Genomic DNA, 17,837 nt, shown 5'->3' with positions numbered 1-17,837 from the left:
AGTTATAGAGGCCTAAGTGGCCAAGCCACCATCGTTGCCGTCGCCAGCTCAGACACCTTTGAGAAATACGACTACCTCAACTATTTGAAATAAGAAGATGAACAGCACTAAAGTAGCCCTGACCAGAACGGTCAAGGCTACTTTTCTGAATTTATTTTCCCAAGGATTTTTTCTTACCCCAAGCTGAAAATTCTGCTACAGCTGTAAAGAGGACATCGGTTGAAGAGTTGAGGGCTGTTTCACAGGAGTCTTGGACAACACCAACAATGAAACCTGCGCCAACAACCTGCATAGCAGTATCATTGCTAATTCCAAAGAGACTACAAGCAACAGGAATCAAGAGGAGCGAACCTCCAGCCACACCCGAGGCACCACAAGCAGAGATGGCTGCGACAACACTTAAAATTAAGGACGTTGCAAAATCAACCTGAATTCCCAAGGTTGAGGTGGCTGCCAGAGTCAAGACATTGATGGTGACAGCAGCCCCTGCCATATTGATGGTTGAGCCCAGAGGAATGGAAACCGAGTAAGTATCAGGGTCTAAACCTAAGTCCTCACACAATTTCATATTAACGGGAATATTAGCGGCAGACGACCGCGTAAAGAAGGCTGTAACACCAGATTCTCGGATACAGCGCAGAACCAAAGGATAAGGATTCTTGCGCATCATGACAAAAGCAATGATTGGATTCACGACCAAAGCGACAAAAAGCATGGTTCCCACTAAAACAAGAATCAGAAGACCATATTTAGAGAGGACACTAATCCCATTCTCGGAAATGGTTGTAAAAACCAAACCAAGAATACCAAAAGGAGCCAGATTAATAATCCAACGCACAATCTGTGAGGTCACTTCTGCAATCGTTGTCAACAACTCCTTGGTATGTTGGCTAGCTGTCCGCATGGCAAAGCCGAAGACCACTGCCCAAACCAGAACCCCAATATAATTGGCCTCAACAAGGGCGTGAATCGGGTTATCAACCATCTTAAGTAGGAGAGATTGGAAGACATCGCCCACTCCCTGAGGGGATTGCGAGACATTAGCCGCGGCCTTAGTCGCCGCACTGGATAAGGTCAACTTAATCGGAAATAGGTAATGGGAAATAACTGCTGTCAGGGCTGCCGCAAAGGTCCCAAACATATAGAGTCCGATAACCGTGGTCATGTTGGATTTTTGGCCCTCACGGGTTTGCGAAAGGGCATTAGCAACCAGGGCAAAGACTAGGAGTGGAGCAATGGCCTTGAGAGCTCCAACAAATAATTTTCCCAAAAGACCAATGATGGAAACTTTAGGAATGGCTAAGCCCAAAATAAGACCAAGGACAACACCGATAGCAATCCGCTTCAGCAAACTCGTCCGATTCCAAGTTGATAAAATCCGCTTCACTCTTTTACCTCTTCGTTTCAAAATGAATTTTTTAATATGATGTATGAAACCATCTTAATACAAAAGCCCCCAATCGTCAATATGAGTCAAGGGGGCAACAAGAAGAAGACGCGAACTGAGACTAGTGATGCCCCGCTATTAAAAGCATGCTAGGGGAAGTTTACAAGTCTTTTCTTCAACAAGTGGGATCCATAAATCTACATCTTATGGTCTCCCTTTGATTAACTCCATAAATTCTTGAGCCAGCTCCCAACTCTCTAGCCTAAGAAGAACTCCTTCTTCTTTCTGATAATTCCCTAGGATGTCCAAATTACCATACCAGACGATGGAACTATCGATAATCAGAAGATTGGTGGAAACTAATTCATCGGCTGCGTCAATCTGGATATCACCACTTAAGCCGGCCTTTTCCAACTTAGACTTTTCTTTTAGAGGCAGTTTTAATTCTAAGCTTACCCCTTTTACTTGTGCTAAAAATTCATAAAGTCTTTGCTTATTTAGCTTAGGGGTCTGCAAGAAAATTTTCTTATTGGCTCTTGATAAATCGGCAAACAAAGCTTTTTGATAGTTGCTTACCGAATAAAGTGTCTGAGCTACCTTGCCCTCTTTTAGTTGGTAGTTCATTTTCCGATAAGCGACTTGCCGTTTGTGAAACATTTTCTCTAAATATGGTACATGGATATCAATATAATCAATGATTTTCACAAAATCTTTACCTGGAAAATCTCGGTGGAGACGACCGGCATATTGAATAAGATTATTTTTCCAAGACAGAGGCGCTGCCAATACAAGGGTATCTAATTGAGGGAGATCAAAACCTTCACCAATATAACTCCCTGTGGAAATCAAAATAAAGGCCTCCTTCTCATCCAGCTTATTCAGCTGCTCTAGTATATCTTGCCTTTCCTTCTTCTTGCTCTGACCACTGAGAGCAAAGACCTTTTTGATGCCTTGCGCTTGGAATTGATGAACCAGGTTGTCAATATGGTCTCGTCGTCTGGTCAGTACTAGAATTTTCCGTCCTTCTTCAAGAGCAAGTTTACAATCTTTTAGAATTAATTGATTGCGATCCTTATCTTTAGCAATCCACTCCATTAGATCAGTGAATTGACTTGACTTGCTTTTTTTCAAATCAAATTTACCAAAACCGGTAAATTTTAATTCCAACTGCTTATTAAAACCAACTTGACGAGCACCAGCTTGATGTAAGATTGGTCCAATCCTTTGAAATACAATTGGTTCGTGACCATTTTTTCGCTCCGGTGTCGCTGTGAATCCATAAAGATAAGGACCTGCAAAGGCTGCAACAACCTTTTCGAACATTTTGGCGCTCGTGTGATGACACTCGTCAACGAGTAACATATCATAATCATTAACCAGTTCGCTAACTGAATCTAGCTTAGATAAAGACTGAATCATAGCGACATCCACCAAGCGACTCCGCCACTTCTTGGCACCATAATATTGTCCAATGTGACCCATTTTCTTTTTTCGCCCACTAGGGGTGTAGCGAACAGGTACCTCCTCTTCAAAGGTTAAAAACTGTGATAGTCTATCTAGCCACTGCTCCAAAAGCTGCTGATTGTGAACTAAGATAAGTGTTCTTCTTTGGCGTTTTCCAATGAGGGCTGCTCCAAGAACAGTTTTTCCAAAGCCCGTTTCAGCGGACAAGAGACCGTTATCCTTGACTAACAAATCTTCAAGAGCTGAGTCTTGGTCAAATCTTAGTTCCCCCGTAAAGGTTACGCCTATCCTACCTCTGTCTAAGCAATGATTATTAATTTCTGCCTTTGGAAAATCTCTCAAAATCTCGTCAAGGAGGCCCCTAGGAATCCTTAGTTTGGTATCGGTCTCTTCATAAAGATAGAGGCGTTCTGGTACATTGTAGGTTGGTTGACGGCTGGCTTGTTTTATGTAAAATTCCGGATTGGCAAAAGAAGCTAATTTTTTTAAATAGTGGGTCTCTGCTGACGAGAGGTCTGCTTTTTCAAAGTCTATAACATTAGAAAGGTTAGCCCTTAAGGTTGACTTGCAACTTAAATCCGGTGAAATTGAGACCTCTAGAAATTGACTGAGTTTTTCCCTGCTAATTTTCTTTAAACCAGCCAAGTAATCCCACTGGTTAGGGTAAGGTTTAAACTCCTTATCAACAAAAACACTGTGTCCAGGCTATAGGCCTGTCCCTGTAGGGGAAGGGCAATCAGATTGCCAAAGCCACCTTTTGGTAGTAAATCTTGGTTAGGGAAAAAACGATCAAAAGAAGAGAAGGACAAGGATTGTGATTTTTGCATGGCTAACTCTAGAAGTTTTCGGCCGAATTGCCTCGCTTGCGAACAAAGAATCTCATCTTGGAAAAAGAACCAAAGATGCGCCCCCTTACCAGACCTTGAAATTTCAACGGATACTTCAAGATTATAATAGTCCGCAGTCTCCCGAATCGCTAGGCTAGCTGCTTGCCAATCCTTCTTATCCAGATCAATAGCTAGTAGTTTACAGGTGTCCTTGAGAGACATGGGAAAGAGTCCAATACTGGTTTCTCCTTTTAAATGCGAAACCAAAACGTCTTGAGTTAGTGGCTGACAAGTGCGCTTTTCCTTGGGAAGTTGCCGCCAGCCATAATGATAGGAAGGATAATACTGGATTTTTCCTTGATCATTGATGAAGCTTTTAGCATAGACATCCCGCCGCCCCTGAAACAAGGATAGATAAAGGTCCAATTTTGCCTGCCTTGTCCATTTGCTTTCTGGCACAGTGAAATATTTTTTAAAGTCCTCCTCACTTATTAGACAGCGATCGTTATTATCAAGAAATTCTAGTAAATATAGGGACCTCTTTACACCATAATAAGGGACCTGTTCAAGAATTTGTACCCGTCGCCCATTCGACTTTGCCTGAAATATTTTCATCAATTCCGCTCTTCCTCTCTAAATCTTGCACCCAGTATAGCAAAAACTTATCATAAGAAATCTTCAGGCGGATTAAAACCATATGACAAGCAAAAGAGACCGAGTTGGATTCACCACACTCGGTCTCTTGTCTTATTTCTTTATCGCAGGGCGTATTTCATCCGAAGTACTCGTTCTTGTTGCTTGGTCAAGCGCAGAAGGATAACCACCTTGTCTACACTCATATTGCTTTCGAGAAGGCGTTCAGCAGCCATCATCAGACCATTTTCAATCCCCATCTTGAGAACAGGGTTTTCCTTATCATTAGCATCAAAGAAGAATTTACTATTTGGCAGGTCAAAGAGAATCTTAACCGCCCCAAAAAGTTGCTCGAAGCTATCAATGGCGACATCGTAGACAGGCTTGGTGCCTGGCTTAAGCGAGCGACCGCGGTGATTGAACCACATTGCCTGCCAGCCACTAGCCTTAGCACCAACCACATCATTGTCATAGGAGTCCCCCACATAAAGGGTGGTTGCAGGATTCATACCGAATTGCTCAGCAGCCAGATTGAAAATTTCTTTCTCAGGCTTTTGAAAACCTGTTGCCTGACTGACCAAGACGTGTCCTGGTTCAACATAGTCATAAAGGCCTAATTTGTGTACCTTTTTGAGTTGGTGTTCGGTTGGTCCATTGGTGATGACACCCATGGAAACACCTTTTTCCTTAAGGAACTCCAAGGTCATCCGCATTTCATCCAACATGGTAATATTTTCTAGCTCTTCTTCATAGACTTCTTGAAAATGCCGACCTGTTTCCTCATCAATCTCACAATAACCAAACTCTAGCAGGGTCTCCTTGCAGCGCCAGAAACGAAAATATTCCGTCGTCCACTCACCAGCCATGACCCGAGGAAAGCCAACATCTGAGTAGTGGCGAAAACGGATATAGGCTTGATTGATTTGACTCATATCAAAGTCAGAAAAGCACTTCTCTACAGCCAAGCGGTAGGGTGCCTGTTGATCATAGATGGTATCATCAACATCAAAAACAATAGAAGTAATCATGATAGGCCTTTCGAGTTTATTCCCAAAAAATTATACTATCTTTTAGTAAGAATGACAAACGCCAATCGAGCTACATAACTTGGGTTACGCTAATCAAGCATCAATAATTTGGGTATGGCTCCCCAGAAACAATCTTATCAAACTCTTCCTTGAGAGCTCGATTATCGGTCTCTGTAACGGTGTACTTGCTACCGCTACTATCATGGGAATAAAGAACCTTGCCCTGACCGGAAGAATTAATGACAAAAATATAACGATGGACATTATCGTCCCCATACCAATATTCATAACCAGCAACAATAATCTCATCCCGTGAGAGTTCACTCCCACCCTTCCAGTAGACAGGGAGGTCAATGGAAATCTCCTTATAATCTGGTTGACTCATTTTTTCTCCCCAAGCAGCCATATAATTAGCCAGACTTGTGGCCTTATTAGAATTCCAATATTTGGACTTTCTTTCCTGATTATAAACCTCAGAAGAGCCAGAAGATTTCTCCCAATCTTTCTTACTAATGGATGAAGAAGAGGATGAGCTTGTTGTTGAGCTTGATGCTTGCTTTTTCTTGGTCTCAACCACTTTACGGGATTGGGCTAACTCCTTTTTACTCTCGCGCAACTGGAAGATTAAAACCGTCAGAGCGACCATTAAGAAAAAGATGACTGCTGTAATCAAAATCTTACTAAGATTCGACAGGCCACCCCGTTTTTTTCTTAGAGCCTTTCTCCTTTTGGCAAAGGCCACTCGCATCTCTTTAGTGGTCGGAGGCCGATGATTAATTTCCTCAAAAAGCCTCACCCATTCTAATTCTTTAGGACTTAGTTTTTTCATCCCTAGCTTCCCTTCATCTTCCTACTTCTATTGTAGCATAGTTTAATAGCAATTATCTTTCTATTTTTCACTTGGAAGAATTGAGTGATAAGAAAATTTCTTTTGCTGCTAAAAGGATTCACACCTTCGTTTGCTAGGTTCTGTCTATATAGAAGGATTATCTAGGAGCTTGAGACCTCTAGGGCAGTAAAAAAGACCTAGTCCCCTTATAGAACTAAATCTCTTTTGTAGATGCCTCTTCAATTTTGACAAGCTCATCCTTGTTTATCGCTTATCGTTTAACTAATCAATTTGCTTAAAGGTCATCTTTTGTTTAACCTGACCCTGACCAGCTTTGGCAATCTGGTAGGTAAAATTGCTGGAGCTGAAATGTTTCCCAAAGGCTAAGACACTATTATATTGCCATTGAGAGAGCTGCTTGTTTTCAACTTTTCCCAAGGTCACCTTGTTACCACTAGCCTTGTATTTCCAACTAGCGGTCTTACTCTGGGCTTTATAGACTTTTTCAAATTGCTCTTCACTTTGACCAGCTTTTAAGGCTTCTGATTTGTCCTGAGTCACGATAGCCTTATCGCTATTTTCCGAAAAAGCAACGTACATGCTTCGGCTATTATCTTTACCCTTGAGATTGCTGGAGTACTGGTAGACATGTCCTGGAATCATTTTAACCACGTGATGGCTGGCATAATAGTAAAAACTACCGCCTGCTACGACACAGGCCAGAAGCACCGCCGCCACAATAGATACTATCTTACGTTTAGTCATTATCTCTCCCTCTCCTATTTATTAATCGTTATATTCTGCATTAGAATCAAAGCTTTCTGTCTGGCTAGAGTCCGAATAGGAGTCGCTTGATGAATCAGAGCTATCCTTACTGTTATCGGAATATTCTCTACTGTCATCCGAGCTACTGCTACTTGATGAGCTTTCTTCTGTTGACTCCTTGGTTTCATTATAGACTGTCACATTAAACTCGATTTCTGATTTGTCAACAATGCTGACACTGAGTTTGGCTTTCAGAGCATCAGTCAAGTCACTAAGTTTGCCATCTTCCTGCAATTTTTTGTAGATAGCCTTAGCAGCAGCCTTAGCTCCATCTTGCGTAGAAGCCATGTTTTTAACGTCCAGACTTTCGTCACGAGTGTAGAGGTCTTTTTCGGTCAGCTCATTCACCTGGCTAGCATCTTCAGAAGTGTGTGGAAGGAAATTGACCTTGGCTTGATTATCTTCTTCTAGTAATGTATTGAGCTCATCTTGAACAGCATCTTGGTAGGCATCGGCCTCTAGTGTAGTAGTTTCAGAGCCACTGTCAGTATCTGTGGACTTCCCATTTGACGAAGGCCTTTCGCTATCCCCATCATTTGAAGTTGACTGTCCTTTTTCTGGGCCGGATGGCAGGCTATCGCTAATTGAGCTACCGGCCTTGGCATCTTGTCTTGGATAGTTATTGTGCTCAATATGGTTGTCTTCATAGAAAGAGGTATTGTTTACAATAACGATCGTGTTATTTTCTTGGTAGGTGTAGTTAATGTTAATGGAGGTTTGGGCAACATTGCGTCCAGAACCCTTATAACTATAATCTCTTGGCACCTGACCGTCACGCTTGAGAATCAGGACATCGCCAGCATAGATTAAGTCAACATTGGCGATATGGTTGTCATAGGCTAGCTTCTGAACGGAGATACCTGTCGCCTGAGAGATTCCCCAAAGAGTATCCCCCCATTGAATGACGTAGCGCTCACCATCCAAATGATTGACATTGATCTTTTGCGATGAGATATTTTGGCTAATTTGAGCGGGGGTACTGGCCACCCAGTTGGTGATATCCGCCCGTTGAGCATTGGTTTGATTGTCATAAAAGCTATTGGCCGCAGCTTTGGCTTCAAATGTCAGGGGCAAAACGAGGGCACTCATCATTAGAGCACAACCCAGAACTTCTTTTTTACGCATTGATAATCCTCCCAAAAATTATCCTATCCTCTTTGTAACTGAGGAAAAAGCAAATTTAATAAGTGTTAGAAATATTTCTATTTCATTACAGTTATTATACTAAAATTTCGGAAGTGTTGTCAATTCATTTTGAATTTTTTTTGCATCCTATCGAACCAATCTTCTGCAAGTGTTTAAGAGACTGGACTTTTCCTCTATTCACCTGTACCATATGTTTCTAATTTATGATAGAATAGAAAGGACTAACTAGTGGAGGAAAAACATGTCTCAGGAACCTAATCAAGAATTGAATGACCAACAGATTGTTCGCCGTGAAAAAATGGCGGCCTTATCCCAAGCAGGAATTGACCCCTTTGGTAAACGCTTTGAACGGACAGCTAATTCTGCTGAGCTCAAAGCAAAATATGATGACAAAACCAAAGAAGAATTACATGAGTTGGATGAAAAAGCTACTATCGCTGGCCGACTGATGACCAAACGGGGTAAGGGTAAGGTTGGCTTTGCCCACCTGCAGGATCGCGAAGGGCAAATTCAAATCTATGTCCGTAAGGATGAAGTTGGCGAAGAAAACTACCAGATTTTCAAGAAGGCTGACATTGGTGATTTCTTGGGAGTTGAAGGTCAAGTCATGCGGACCGATATGGGTGAGTTGTCCATTAAGGCAACCCACTTAACTCATCTCTCCAAGGCTCTACGTCCTCTGCCTGAAAAATTCCACGGTCTGACTGATGTGGAAACCAAGTACCGCAAGCGTTATTTGGATTTGATTACCAACCGTGACAGCTTCGATCGCTTCGTGACCCGTTCAAAAATCATTTCTGAAATTCGCCGTTATCTGGATGGTCTAGGTTTCTTGGAAGTTGAAACCCCTGTCCTCCACAATGAGGCTGGTGGTGCTGCCGCTAAACCCTTTGTGACCCATCACAATGCTCAAGATATGGATATGGTCTTGCGAATTGCGACTGAGCTCCACCTCAAACGTCTGATTGTCGGTGGCATGGAAAGGGTCTATGAAATTGGTCGTATCTTCCGAAATGAAGGGATGGATGCAACCCACAATCCTGAGTTTACTTCTATCGAAGTTTACCAGGCCTATGCCGATTTCAATGATATTATGGATTTGACGGAAGGCATCATTCAACATGCGACTAAGGCCGTTAAGGGCGATGGACCAGTCATTTACCAAGAGACTGAAATCAAAATCAACGAGCCTTTCAAGCGGGTTCACATGGTGGATGCCATCAAGGAAGTAACTGGGGTTGATTTCTGGCCACAAATGAGCTTAGATGAAGCCAAGGCTCTGGCTCAGGAAAAGAATGTTCCTCTGGAAAAACACTTCACTTCTGTCGGTCATGTCATCAATGCCTTCTTTGAGGAATTTGTCGAAGAGACCTTGATTCAACCGACCTTTGTCTATGGTCATCCAGTTGAAGTCTCACCCCTAGCTAAGAAGAACGCCGATGACCCTCGCTTTACTGACCGTTTCGAGCTCTTCATTATGAACCACGAATACGGCAATGCCTTCACCGAGCTCAATGATCCAATTGACCAGCTAGAACGCTTCAAAGCTCAAGCAGCCGCTAAAGAACTTGGTGACGATGAGGCAACCGGTATCGACTACGACTACATCGAAGCCCTTGAATACGGCATGCCACCAACGGGAGGTCTAGGAATCGGTATTGACCGCCTAGTCATGCTTCTGACTGACACCACTACCATCCGCGATGTCTTACTTTTCCCTACGATGAAATAAATCCACTATTATGAGCTCCGACCTAAGCCTAGGTCGGAGTTCTTTTCTTTCTCGATGATTTCAGGTAAAAATAATACAATGTATATCAAAGAAGGAGGGATATTATGGCTTTAGCATTAAGAAAATGGGGAAACAGTACCGCAGTCAGAATCCCTAGTAAGGTGCTTGAGGAACTTCATTGGGAGGTTGGCGAAGAACTGGACTTTTCTGTCAGTGATGATGGTCTGACCTTGAGGTCTTCTAAAAAGCAAACTATCCAAGATTTATTTGCCGACTTCGATGGCCGGATATCAGGACAAGAAGTCGATTGGGGTAAATCAGTCGGTCAAGAGGTATGGTAATGACTTTAAAACAAGGATCAATCATTAAGGTTAACTTCAATCCTCAAGTCGGACACGAGCAAGCTGGCTATCGGCCAGGAATGGTTGTCAGTAATAGTTTTTTTAATCGTATTTCCGACCTTATTTTAGTAGTTCCTACCCGTTGTGCTAGTTAACACTAGCCAAAATAAAAAACTTTGCCTATCATAAACTCAGAACAACCACGAAATGAGGGAATGATAGGCAAAGCCAAGACTATTGTCTCGCAAATCCACATCAAACACAAGATATTTTTTCAGTTTTGCTAACAAAAGTGAGTACACTTTATGACCGGTTCGTTCCCTACTGCGTGAGGCATCGGCGAAACGTTCACTCACAGAAGCAACCAGATGTCGTTATTATAGCTAGTTATCTCTGGGCCATTCAAGAGGGGTGCCGAACAGCCAGCTCAATTTATCGAGCCATTCGTCATAGCCTTTTTCCTAATGACTTTCCAGAACGTTCCCGCTTTTGTCGGATTTGTCAAAACCTTTCCCAAAGCATCCAACGCATGCGCTACTTTATGGTATCCTCCCTTTGTGAAACCTCTTCATTGGGCCTGATTGACAGTTTTCCCTGTGACTTATGTCATCCCATCCGTAAATCTAAGAGCTAGCCTTTTATCAGAAGTCGCTAACATCGGATACAACGCCACGAAGAAGATTCACTACTACGGGGTGACGTTCTCCGTTTTAGTCAGCGATAGGGGCTTTCCTTTGGATTATGTAGTAACGTCAGCCTCTGTTTACGATAGCCAAGTGGCTTTTGAATTACTGGAACACAGCTCTATTCCACTGATTTATGGAGACAAGGGCTATATTGACAAGCAGGTTAAGAAAGAGTTGGCCAATTGTGGTATCACCTTAATTTCTCAACTCAGGAAAAATATGGCAGACTATTCTTGGTTTGAGAACTATAAAATTAGCCGATTGCGCAAACCGATTGAAACCGTCTTTTCGAGCTTAGAACAGTTTGGCATTGAGAATTTACGCTGTCGAAACCTTCGGGCATTACAGTTTAGAGTAGAAGCTATTTTACTCATCTATTCACTCATGCTGGAAAATGGTCAAAATGGATTTGGGCTGAGTTTGAAATATTCTAAGGCTTATGCCTGATTAACTAGCACAACGGGTAGGTATCTAATATTAACTATAATTTGTGCTCTATTGTTAGGAATTGGCATTTCAAATTTCTTATTTTTGGAGTAAAGTATGGAAGAAAGATTAATTTTAAAGAACCGTCTAAAGGAGGCCCGCAAAGAAGAAAAGCTCTCTCAGGGAGCTTTAGCAAAACTGGTCGGGGTCTCACGCAATACAATATCTTCTATTGAAACAGGCCAGTATAGCCCAACGGCCAAGTTAGCGCCGGTCATTTGTATTGCCTTGGATAAAAAATTTGAAGACCTCTTCTACTTCTAAAAGGGGACACTAAAAAGGCAGCTCAGCTGCCTTTTACAGTTATTAAACCGTTGTCTTGACCATACCACCATCAACATTGAGGGGCGTACCTGTGATATAGTGGCCAGGTACAGAAGCTAGATAGACTGCTGCATTGGCGATTTCTTCCGGTTCAGCAAATCTTTGCATGGGAATATTGGTTTGGGCAAACCACTTGATGGATTCTTCAACACTCTTACCTGTTACAGCTGCCAACTGATCTCCTAGTTGGCCTTTTTCGTACCAAAGTGGGGTGGCAACAGGGCCAGGACAGACAGAATTAACATTGACATTGAATGGGGCACAGTAATTGGAGTAATCCTTATTAATCATAATGTCTGCGGCCTTGATGGCATCATAACTGAGCAGGCCACCTGGTTGCTTACCAAACATTGAAGCCATGGTCACGATAGAGCCCCAACCATTTTCCTTGAAATGAGGAATACAGAGATTCATCAAGCGAATTGGTGCATACATCATCAGGTCCGCATGCTTTCTAAAGACCTCTTCCGGGAAGGTCAGGAGGTCCCCCATCATTCCGGTCCCTGCATTATTGCAGAGGACATCAATCCGACCGAATTCCTTGGCAACATTAGCGACAAACTCTTCGCAGGCCTTAGCATCGGTAATATCAACCTGTTCAACATAGACCTTGACGTTCTTAATACTGTCCTTCATAGCCTCTAGGCCAGCCTGATTTAAATCAGCCAAAGCCAGATTAGCTCCTTATGCTACAAAAGCTTGGGCAGTAGCCTTACCGATACCACTGGCACCACCAGTAATAATAACCGTTCTTCCTTTAAGTCCCAAATCCATAAGATAATCCTCCTAATTAGTAATACAGTTTTATTATACAAGTTTTCGGGCGTTAACGCTTACATTTACTAGCTTTTAACCCATGAAAAAACTGTCCATCATAAGATGAACAGCCTTATTACTAATGTTTTCCCACCCAGACGGTCGTTCCTTGGCCTGCTTGGCTGGTGACTTGGATGGAAAGTCCCAGACTATCAAGGATTTGTTTGGTCATATAAAGACCCAGGCCAGTAGACTTCTGGTGTTCATGACCATTGTAGCCCGTAAAGCCTTCATCAAACAGTCTCGGTAGGTCTTCTGGAAGAATCCCCAGGCCTTGGTCGCTAAGAGCCAGACCTGTCTCGCTCATAAAAACCGTGATGCTGCCAGATTGCTTGGAGTATTTGATGGCATTGTCCAAAATTTGCGACAGGGCAAAGGTCAGCCACTTCTTATCGGTCTTAACCTGCCAGTCTCCCTCAATCTCAACGGACAGCTCCTTGGCCAGGCAGGCGACCCGATAGGTCTTGATTAAGTTGACCATGACCTCTCTGGCAGAGATTGCTTCAAAGCGGAAATCATCTTGGTGTTGACTGAATTTGAAGTAGGCCAGGAGAGTTGAGAGATAATTCTGCAAGCGGAGTAGCTGCTGCCTGACCTCCTGTTTGTCCAAATTATCAGTCTGAGCCATGAGGGATAGAGCCGAAATGGGTACCTTCATCTGGTGGGACCACATCTTGACCATGGCCTCCAACTGCTTGATTTGGCTGGTGGCCTGCAACTGACTGTCTGCTTCCTTGGCCTCCAATTCAGCAATAATGGCTAGGTAGGCTTGGTCACTGGGAAGAAGGGACTCCTCTAGGCCTAAATCAGCGGTATAGGTTTCTAAGTCAAGCATTTTTCTGCGAAATCTCAAAAAAAACCAGACCGTCATGCCTAGGAGAATCAGGAGATTGAGGGCTAGGCTATTGACAAAGTAGACGATAGGTAAATGGTAGAGCCAGAAGGTCAGGAGAAAGAGCCCCATCATGAGACCATACAGAAGATACCAAACGCCGTATTCTTGCAGATATTTTCTAATCATTTGAGTAGATAGCCAACTCCTCTCACGGTGTGAATATGCTCAAAGCCCAGTGGGCTGACCTTCTTTCTTAAGCGAGTCATATTGACACTGAGGGTATTCTGGTCAATAAAATTTTCATTTTCCCAGAGCTTTTCCAAGAGTTCCTCCTTAGAAACCACCTGATTTTGATGGGAAAGAAGAATAATCAAAATCTTATTTTCCGTTGGCGACAGGCTGACTTGACCTGAACCATTTGAGAGAACTCCTTCTCGGCTAAGAGTAAAATCTTCCAAATGAAAATCATCGCTGGTAAAGAGCTGGACCCGACGGAGAAAGGCTTGAATCTTAGCATCCAGAAGAGGCAGGGAGAAGGGTTTAGAAATAAAGTCATCACCGCCCATATTGAGAGCCATGACCATATCCATCTCATCATCGCTGGAGGAGATAAAAATGATGGGTAGGGTCATGGTCTTACGAATCTCTGTTGTCCAATAAAAGCCATTGAAATAAGGCAGCGTAATATCCATCAAGATCAAATCCGCTTGGCTGGCTTCGACCTCTCTGCGGACATCCCGAAAATTTTGACTGGCTTCCACCTGATAGTCGATAGACAGGTGGTCCTTAAGCAGCTTGACGATGGTTGGATCATCTTCGACAATAAAAATTTTCCCTTGATGTGCCATGACTGTCCTTTCTTTCTGGTTGGTGCTCTTTTCGGATCATCACTGCTATTTTACCAAAAAGGCCCTCATTTGAGAGCCTTTTTCTGTAAATTTTGCCTTCCAGCAGAGCTAACGTTCGATAATTCGGTAGTAGGTTCGACTGGTTAGGCGATAGATGATGAAATAAATCAAACCGATGGCCACAATGGTCAGTCCGCTGACCAGATAAACCAGATTTGAACTTGTCACTCCAAAGAGCAAGAGCATCTGCTTAAGCATGGGAATAGCAAAGAGAAAGTGAATGGTGGCGATGGCCAGAGGCATGAAGAAGACAAAGATGACTTGGGAGTTGATGGTCTTTCTAACCTGCTTGGAGCTCATGCCAACCTCCTGCAGAATCTTGTAGGACTTCTTGTCCTCGTGTCCTTCGGAGTATTGCTTGTAGTAAACAATCAAGGCGACACCTAGGAGGAAGGAAATTCCCAGCAAGAAACCGGTAAAGAGGAGGCCACCGAAGAGTTTGTAACCATCTGACAAGTAGGCCTGCTTGGTATTAATAACCCCGACCTGTTTTCCTTGACCGACTGTTAGGCCATCAGGAGAAATTTCCTTGAGCTCCTTATCGGATAAGTCTAGATAGGCTGTATAGGTTTGACCTATGGTAGTGATCTTAGAAAGATAGGGCTTATAGGCATCCTCAATTGATTGAACCTGGTCTTGATTTGCTAGAACTAGCACCCCTACATTATAGGTTACAACCGTTTCTGGTAAATGAACTTGTTTAAAATTCTTACGGATTTGGTATTTATTTCCAAATATAGTTAACTGATCTAATTGAGTCTTACCTCCATCCCCATAAAAGGCAGCTTGGTTATCTTTCAACTTAGGCAAATCATTGCCTAACTTACGGAAATCATCCTGAGTGATGAGATAGACAAAACTTGTTTTTGAGGCAGACATCTTCAAGACATTTGAAGCATCCACATTTATTTCTTTTTCTTTACCGATTGGTGTGGCAATCACACTAGTCGTATAATCAACAACTCCGTCATCTGACTTTCCTAATTTATCCAAAACATCATGCTTGAAGAGCTTGGGACCTTCATCGCCTTTTGTATGATAAGAAATGCGAATTTCCTTTGGATAATATCTATCCGCTACTGACTGGGTATTGCTGTAGAGGGAGACCGTTGTGCCGATGGTCACCAAGGCCATGACGGCCAGAAGGGTGATACTAGCGAGACCGCTGGCATTTTGCTTCATCCGAAAAATCATCTGCGAAGTGGAAACAAAGTGTTGAGGCTGGTAAAAATAGGCCTTGTTTTTGCGACGATGTTTGAGATACCAGGTCATAAAGCTGATGTAGAAAAGATACGTTCCTGCTATGACCAGGAGAACGGCCCAGAAGAAGCGAAAGAGGACAGTCAAGGCAGCAGAATCTTTGGAAGAGACGGCTAGATAATAGGCATAAGCTAAGGCCCCAACGCCCAAACCGGCTAGAATCAGATTACCCCGAGGTTCTTTTTCACCTTGTTCCTGCTTGGAAAAGAGATTCAAGGGAGAGGATTTTCGGATATGCCAGAGGGCCGTCAAATCCAAGACAAAAAAAATCAGAGCAAATATGACGAAGGTTAGAACAAAGGGCAACACGGTCAATTTCAGATTGAGCTTGTCGTAGTTGATAATGTTGACAAAGATCAGGTAGAGAAACTTGGAGAAAACTGAGCTGAAAATGATACCAAAGACCATAAGGCCAAGAAAAATTAGACCTAGCTCTATAGTCGCTATCCAACCGACCTGACGCTTATTCATGCCCAAGATATTGTAGAGACCAAATTCTCGACTCCTTTGCTTGAGCAGGATCTTATAGCTATAACGCTCCATAATCAGGGAGAAAATAGAGAGGACAATTGCACCCAGTACCAAGGTCATGGCACCTATGCTCATTCCCTCCCCCATGGGACTGAGTAAAATCAAGAGGGTTGAGCAGGTCAAAGAAAAGAGGAGGAGGCTGGCCAGCATAAAGGGACCATATTGGCCAAGGGAGTTTTTCAGATTACGTATTGCTAGTTTGAGATAGAACATCCTAATCACCTCCTAACAAGGCTGACACGGCCAAGGAAATTTCCTTACTAAAATCCTGATTGGTCTTCTCCCCACGATAAAATTGGTGAAAAATGCGACCATCCTTGATGAAAAGGACACGCTTGGCATGGCTGGCTGCAATTGCTGAGTGGGTAACCATGAGAATGATCTGCCCTTGCTGATTAATGGTTTCAAAAAGGTTGAGCAGGTCTTCTGAATTGCGAAAATCTAGAGCTGCTGTCGGTTCATCTGCTAGCAGAATCTGTGGATTGGTAATCAGACTCCTAGCGATAGCCACCCGCTGCTTCTGACCACCAGATAGCTCAAAGGGGCGCTTATCCAGCAAATCTCCAATCCGCAAAAGAGGCGCCAAATCCTGCAAACGATGGGACATCTCCTGGTAACCCTTGCGGTCCAGCACCAAGGGAAGAAAGATATTATCCCGAACCGAGAGGGTGTCTAGAAGGTTAAACTCCTGGAAGACGAAGCCTAAATTTTTCAACCGATAGTTGGCTAACTTGCCTTCCTTGATTTTGGTAATGTCCTGACCGTTGAGAATAACCGAGCCCTTGCTTGGTTTCTCCAAGGTTGCCAGAATGTTGAGCAGGGTGGTTTTCCCAGAGCCCGACTCTCCCATAATAGCGATAAATTCCCCATCATCAACCTTAAAGTCAACATCCTGTAGCGCCCTAGTCTCTTCCTTAGAAAAGCGGGTGCGAAAAACCTTCTCCAAATGATTGATTTCTAGTAACATAGCAAACCTCTTTCTAACTATTATAGCCTAAAGTCGATGGATTTTATTTCTTGAATTTGCCCAGTGAGTATTAAATCTTATAGAGCAGACCCACATCAAATGGTGACCATCCTTTTAAATTTATAGGGGCTCTTATACTCCAAAAAAATCAAAAATAGTCGAGGCAAGGAGCAATGACATCAAGTCACTAAAGTGACTGATGTCGCAGTAGGTGTCTGCTATCTTTGCGCCACTTTGTGGCACAGCAGACAGCTAGTCACCCTTGCTGGGGAAAGACAACGAAGGTTTTGACATCTGTCAAAGCCCTTCTGTCTTACTCCCAAACGGCACAATCTTCATAGCGATTGCCTAACTCCTTTACTAACCTCACAAAGTTGGTGAAATCGACCAACTTTGCTCTGCATCGCACGAACTGCAGGTAGCTCAAAAGGTCTAGTAGACCTTTTGAGGTTGGAAATAGGGAAAGCTTTGCTTTCCTCAGTAAGCACGGCAAAATGAGTTAACGATGCGATATGGAGTAAGGACTGTCAATGATACAGTTTTTATGAAATTAGTCAGGGATATAGAAAACTACAATCGTAGTTTTCGTAGTCACTCTAATGAGAAACCATAGAGTGACTTTATCCGTGGGATAGTTTTGATTTTTGAAGAGTATTACCAACAAATCCCTTTAACTTTTCTACCTCTAGTTTATCGAAAATGACCAGTCTCACCCTTACAATTCTAGTCAGGAAACTTACAATTTTGTAAGGAAGCGAGAGAAAATTGCTAGAGCAGGGCTGTCAGTTTTCTCGCCTCGCCCCCTTCTCTAA

General features: G+C 43.0%; 14 protein-coding genes and 3 pseudogenes. 6 read left to right on the top strand and 11 right to left on the bottom strand.

The genetic code is table 11. The features are described 5' to 3' along the window. Positions 1–21: 21 nt before the first annotated feature. Positions 22–93 (top strand): annotated as a pseudogene (locus tag DYE66_RS04430) (TrkA family potassium uptake protein); the annotation flags it as partial. A 58-nt stretch (positions 94–151) separates the two neighbouring features. Here the strand turns inward: DYE66_RS04430 and sstT are convergent. The 6 genes and pseudogenes from sstT to DYE66_RS04400 all read right to left on the bottom strand — a co-directional run bounded on the left by sstT (position 152) and on the right by DYE66_RS04400 (position 8,118). Beyond that, positions 152–1,387, bottom strand: a complete 1,236-nt coding sequence (gene sstT, locus DYE66_RS04425) for a serine/threonine transporter SstT (protein ID WP_003001116.1) — start codon at positions 1,385–1,387, stop codon at positions 152–154. A 204-nt stretch (positions 1,388–1,591) separates the two neighbouring features. After that, positions 1,592–4,137 (bottom strand): annotated as a pseudogene (locus tag DYE66_RS04420) (TOTE conflict system archaeo-eukaryotic primase domain-containing protein). 296 nt (positions 4,138–4,433) lie between these two features. After that, entirely contained in the window at positions 4,434–5,339 is a 906-nt protein-coding gene (locus tag DYE66_RS04415) for an HAD family hydrolase (RefSeq protein WP_003000781.1), read from the bottom strand. 100 nt (positions 5,340–5,439) lie between these two features. Then, entirely contained in the window at positions 5,440–6,168 is a 729-nt protein-coding gene (locus DYE66_RS04410; protein WP_019787825.1) for a hypothetical protein, read from the bottom strand. A 282-nt stretch (positions 6,169–6,450) separates the two neighbouring features. After that, a complete protein-coding gene (locus DYE66_RS04405) occupies positions 6,451–6,933 on the bottom strand; it encodes a hypothetical protein (RefSeq protein WP_003000887.1) in 483 nt (160 codons plus the stop codon). 21 nt (positions 6,934–6,954) lie between these two features. Further along, on the bottom strand, positions 6,955–8,118 hold the full coding sequence (locus DYE66_RS04400; RefSeq protein ID WP_003001138.1) for a LysM peptidoglycan-binding domain-containing protein: 1,164 nt from the start codon (positions 8,116–8,118) through the stop codon (positions 6,955–6,957). A 262-nt stretch (positions 8,119–8,380) separates the two neighbouring features. On the opposite strand from DYE66_RS04400, the gene lysS reads away from it, so the two are divergent. The 5 genes and pseudogenes from lysS to DYE66_RS04375 all read left to right on the top strand — a co-directional run bounded on the left by lysS (position 8,381) and on the right by DYE66_RS04375 (position 11,648). After that, the gene (gene lysS / locus DYE66_RS04395) at positions 8,381–9,871 is read left to right on the top strand and encodes a lysine--tRNA ligase (RefSeq protein WP_003001063.1); all 1,491 of its coding nucleotides are present in this window, start codon (positions 8,381–8,383) and stop codon (positions 9,869–9,871) included. Positions 9,872–9,975: 104 nt separating this feature from the next. Further along, complete coding sequence (locus DYE66_RS04390) at positions 9,976–10,212, top strand: AbrB/MazE/SpoVT family DNA-binding domain-containing protein (protein WP_003001090.1); 237 nt, start codon at positions 9,976–9,978, stop codon at positions 10,210–10,212. After that, entirely contained in the window at positions 10,212–10,367 is a 156-nt protein-coding gene (locus tag DYE66_RS04385) for a type II toxin-antitoxin system PemK/MazF family toxin (protein ID WP_115324951.1), read from the top strand. Before DYE66_RS04390 ends, DYE66_RS04385 begins: the two co-directional genes overlap by 1 nt. Before the next feature lie 113 nt (positions 10,368–10,480). After that, a pseudogene (locus tag DYE66_RS11170) lies at positions 10,481–11,345 on the top strand (IS982 family transposase). Positions 11,346–11,441: 96 nt separating this feature from the next. Beyond that, the gene (locus DYE66_RS04375) at positions 11,442–11,648 is read left to right on the top strand and encodes a helix-turn-helix transcriptional regulator (RefSeq protein WP_003000852.1); all 207 of its coding nucleotides are present in this window, start codon (positions 11,442–11,444) and stop codon (positions 11,646–11,648) included. A gap of 42 nt (positions 11,649–11,690) precedes the next feature. Here DYE66_RS04375 and DYE66_RS04370 read toward each other — a convergent pair whose 3' ends face one another. The 5 genes from DYE66_RS04370 to DYE66_RS04350 form a co-directional block, all read right to left on the bottom strand. Continuing rightward, positions 11,691–12,383: an SDR family NAD(P)-dependent oxidoreductase gene (locus DYE66_RS04370; protein ID WP_338131519.1), complete on the bottom strand. Its 693-nt coding sequence runs from the start codon at positions 12,381–12,383 to the stop codon at positions 11,691–11,693. 220 nt (positions 12,384–12,603) lie between these two features. Further along, on the bottom strand, positions 12,604–13,545 hold the full coding sequence (locus DYE66_RS04365; RefSeq protein ID WP_115324950.1) for a sensor histidine kinase: 942 nt from the start codon (positions 13,543–13,545) through the stop codon (positions 12,604–12,606). Next, complete coding sequence (locus DYE66_RS04360) at positions 13,542–14,207, bottom strand: response regulator transcription factor (protein ID WP_004219419.1); 666 nt, start codon at positions 14,205–14,207, stop codon at positions 13,542–13,544. Before DYE66_RS04360 ends, DYE66_RS04365 begins: the two co-directional genes overlap by 4 nt. Before the next feature lie 108 nt (positions 14,208–14,315). Continuing rightward, positions 14,316–16,271 carry an ABC transporter permease gene (locus DYE66_RS04355; RefSeq protein WP_003000969.1) on the bottom strand — a complete coding sequence of 652 codons (1,956 nt, stop codon included), beginning with the start codon at positions 16,269–16,271 and terminating at the stop codon, positions 14,316–14,318. Between the two features lies 1 nt (position 16,272). After that, the gene (locus DYE66_RS04350; protein ID WP_115324949.1) at positions 16,273–17,025 is read right to left on the bottom strand and encodes an ABC transporter ATP-binding protein; all 753 of its coding nucleotides are present in this window, start codon (positions 17,023–17,025) and stop codon (positions 16,273–16,275) included. Between the last annotated feature and the right edge of the window lie 812 nt (positions 17,026–17,837).

The sequence above is a fragment of the Streptococcus downei MFe28 genome, assembly GCF_900459175.1.
GTDB lineage: Bacteria > Bacillota > Bacilli > Lactobacillales > Streptococcaceae > Streptococcus > Streptococcus downei.
The sequence above is the reverse complement of the archived record's forward strand: the minus strand, read 5'-3'. Positions and strand labels throughout refer to the sequence as shown.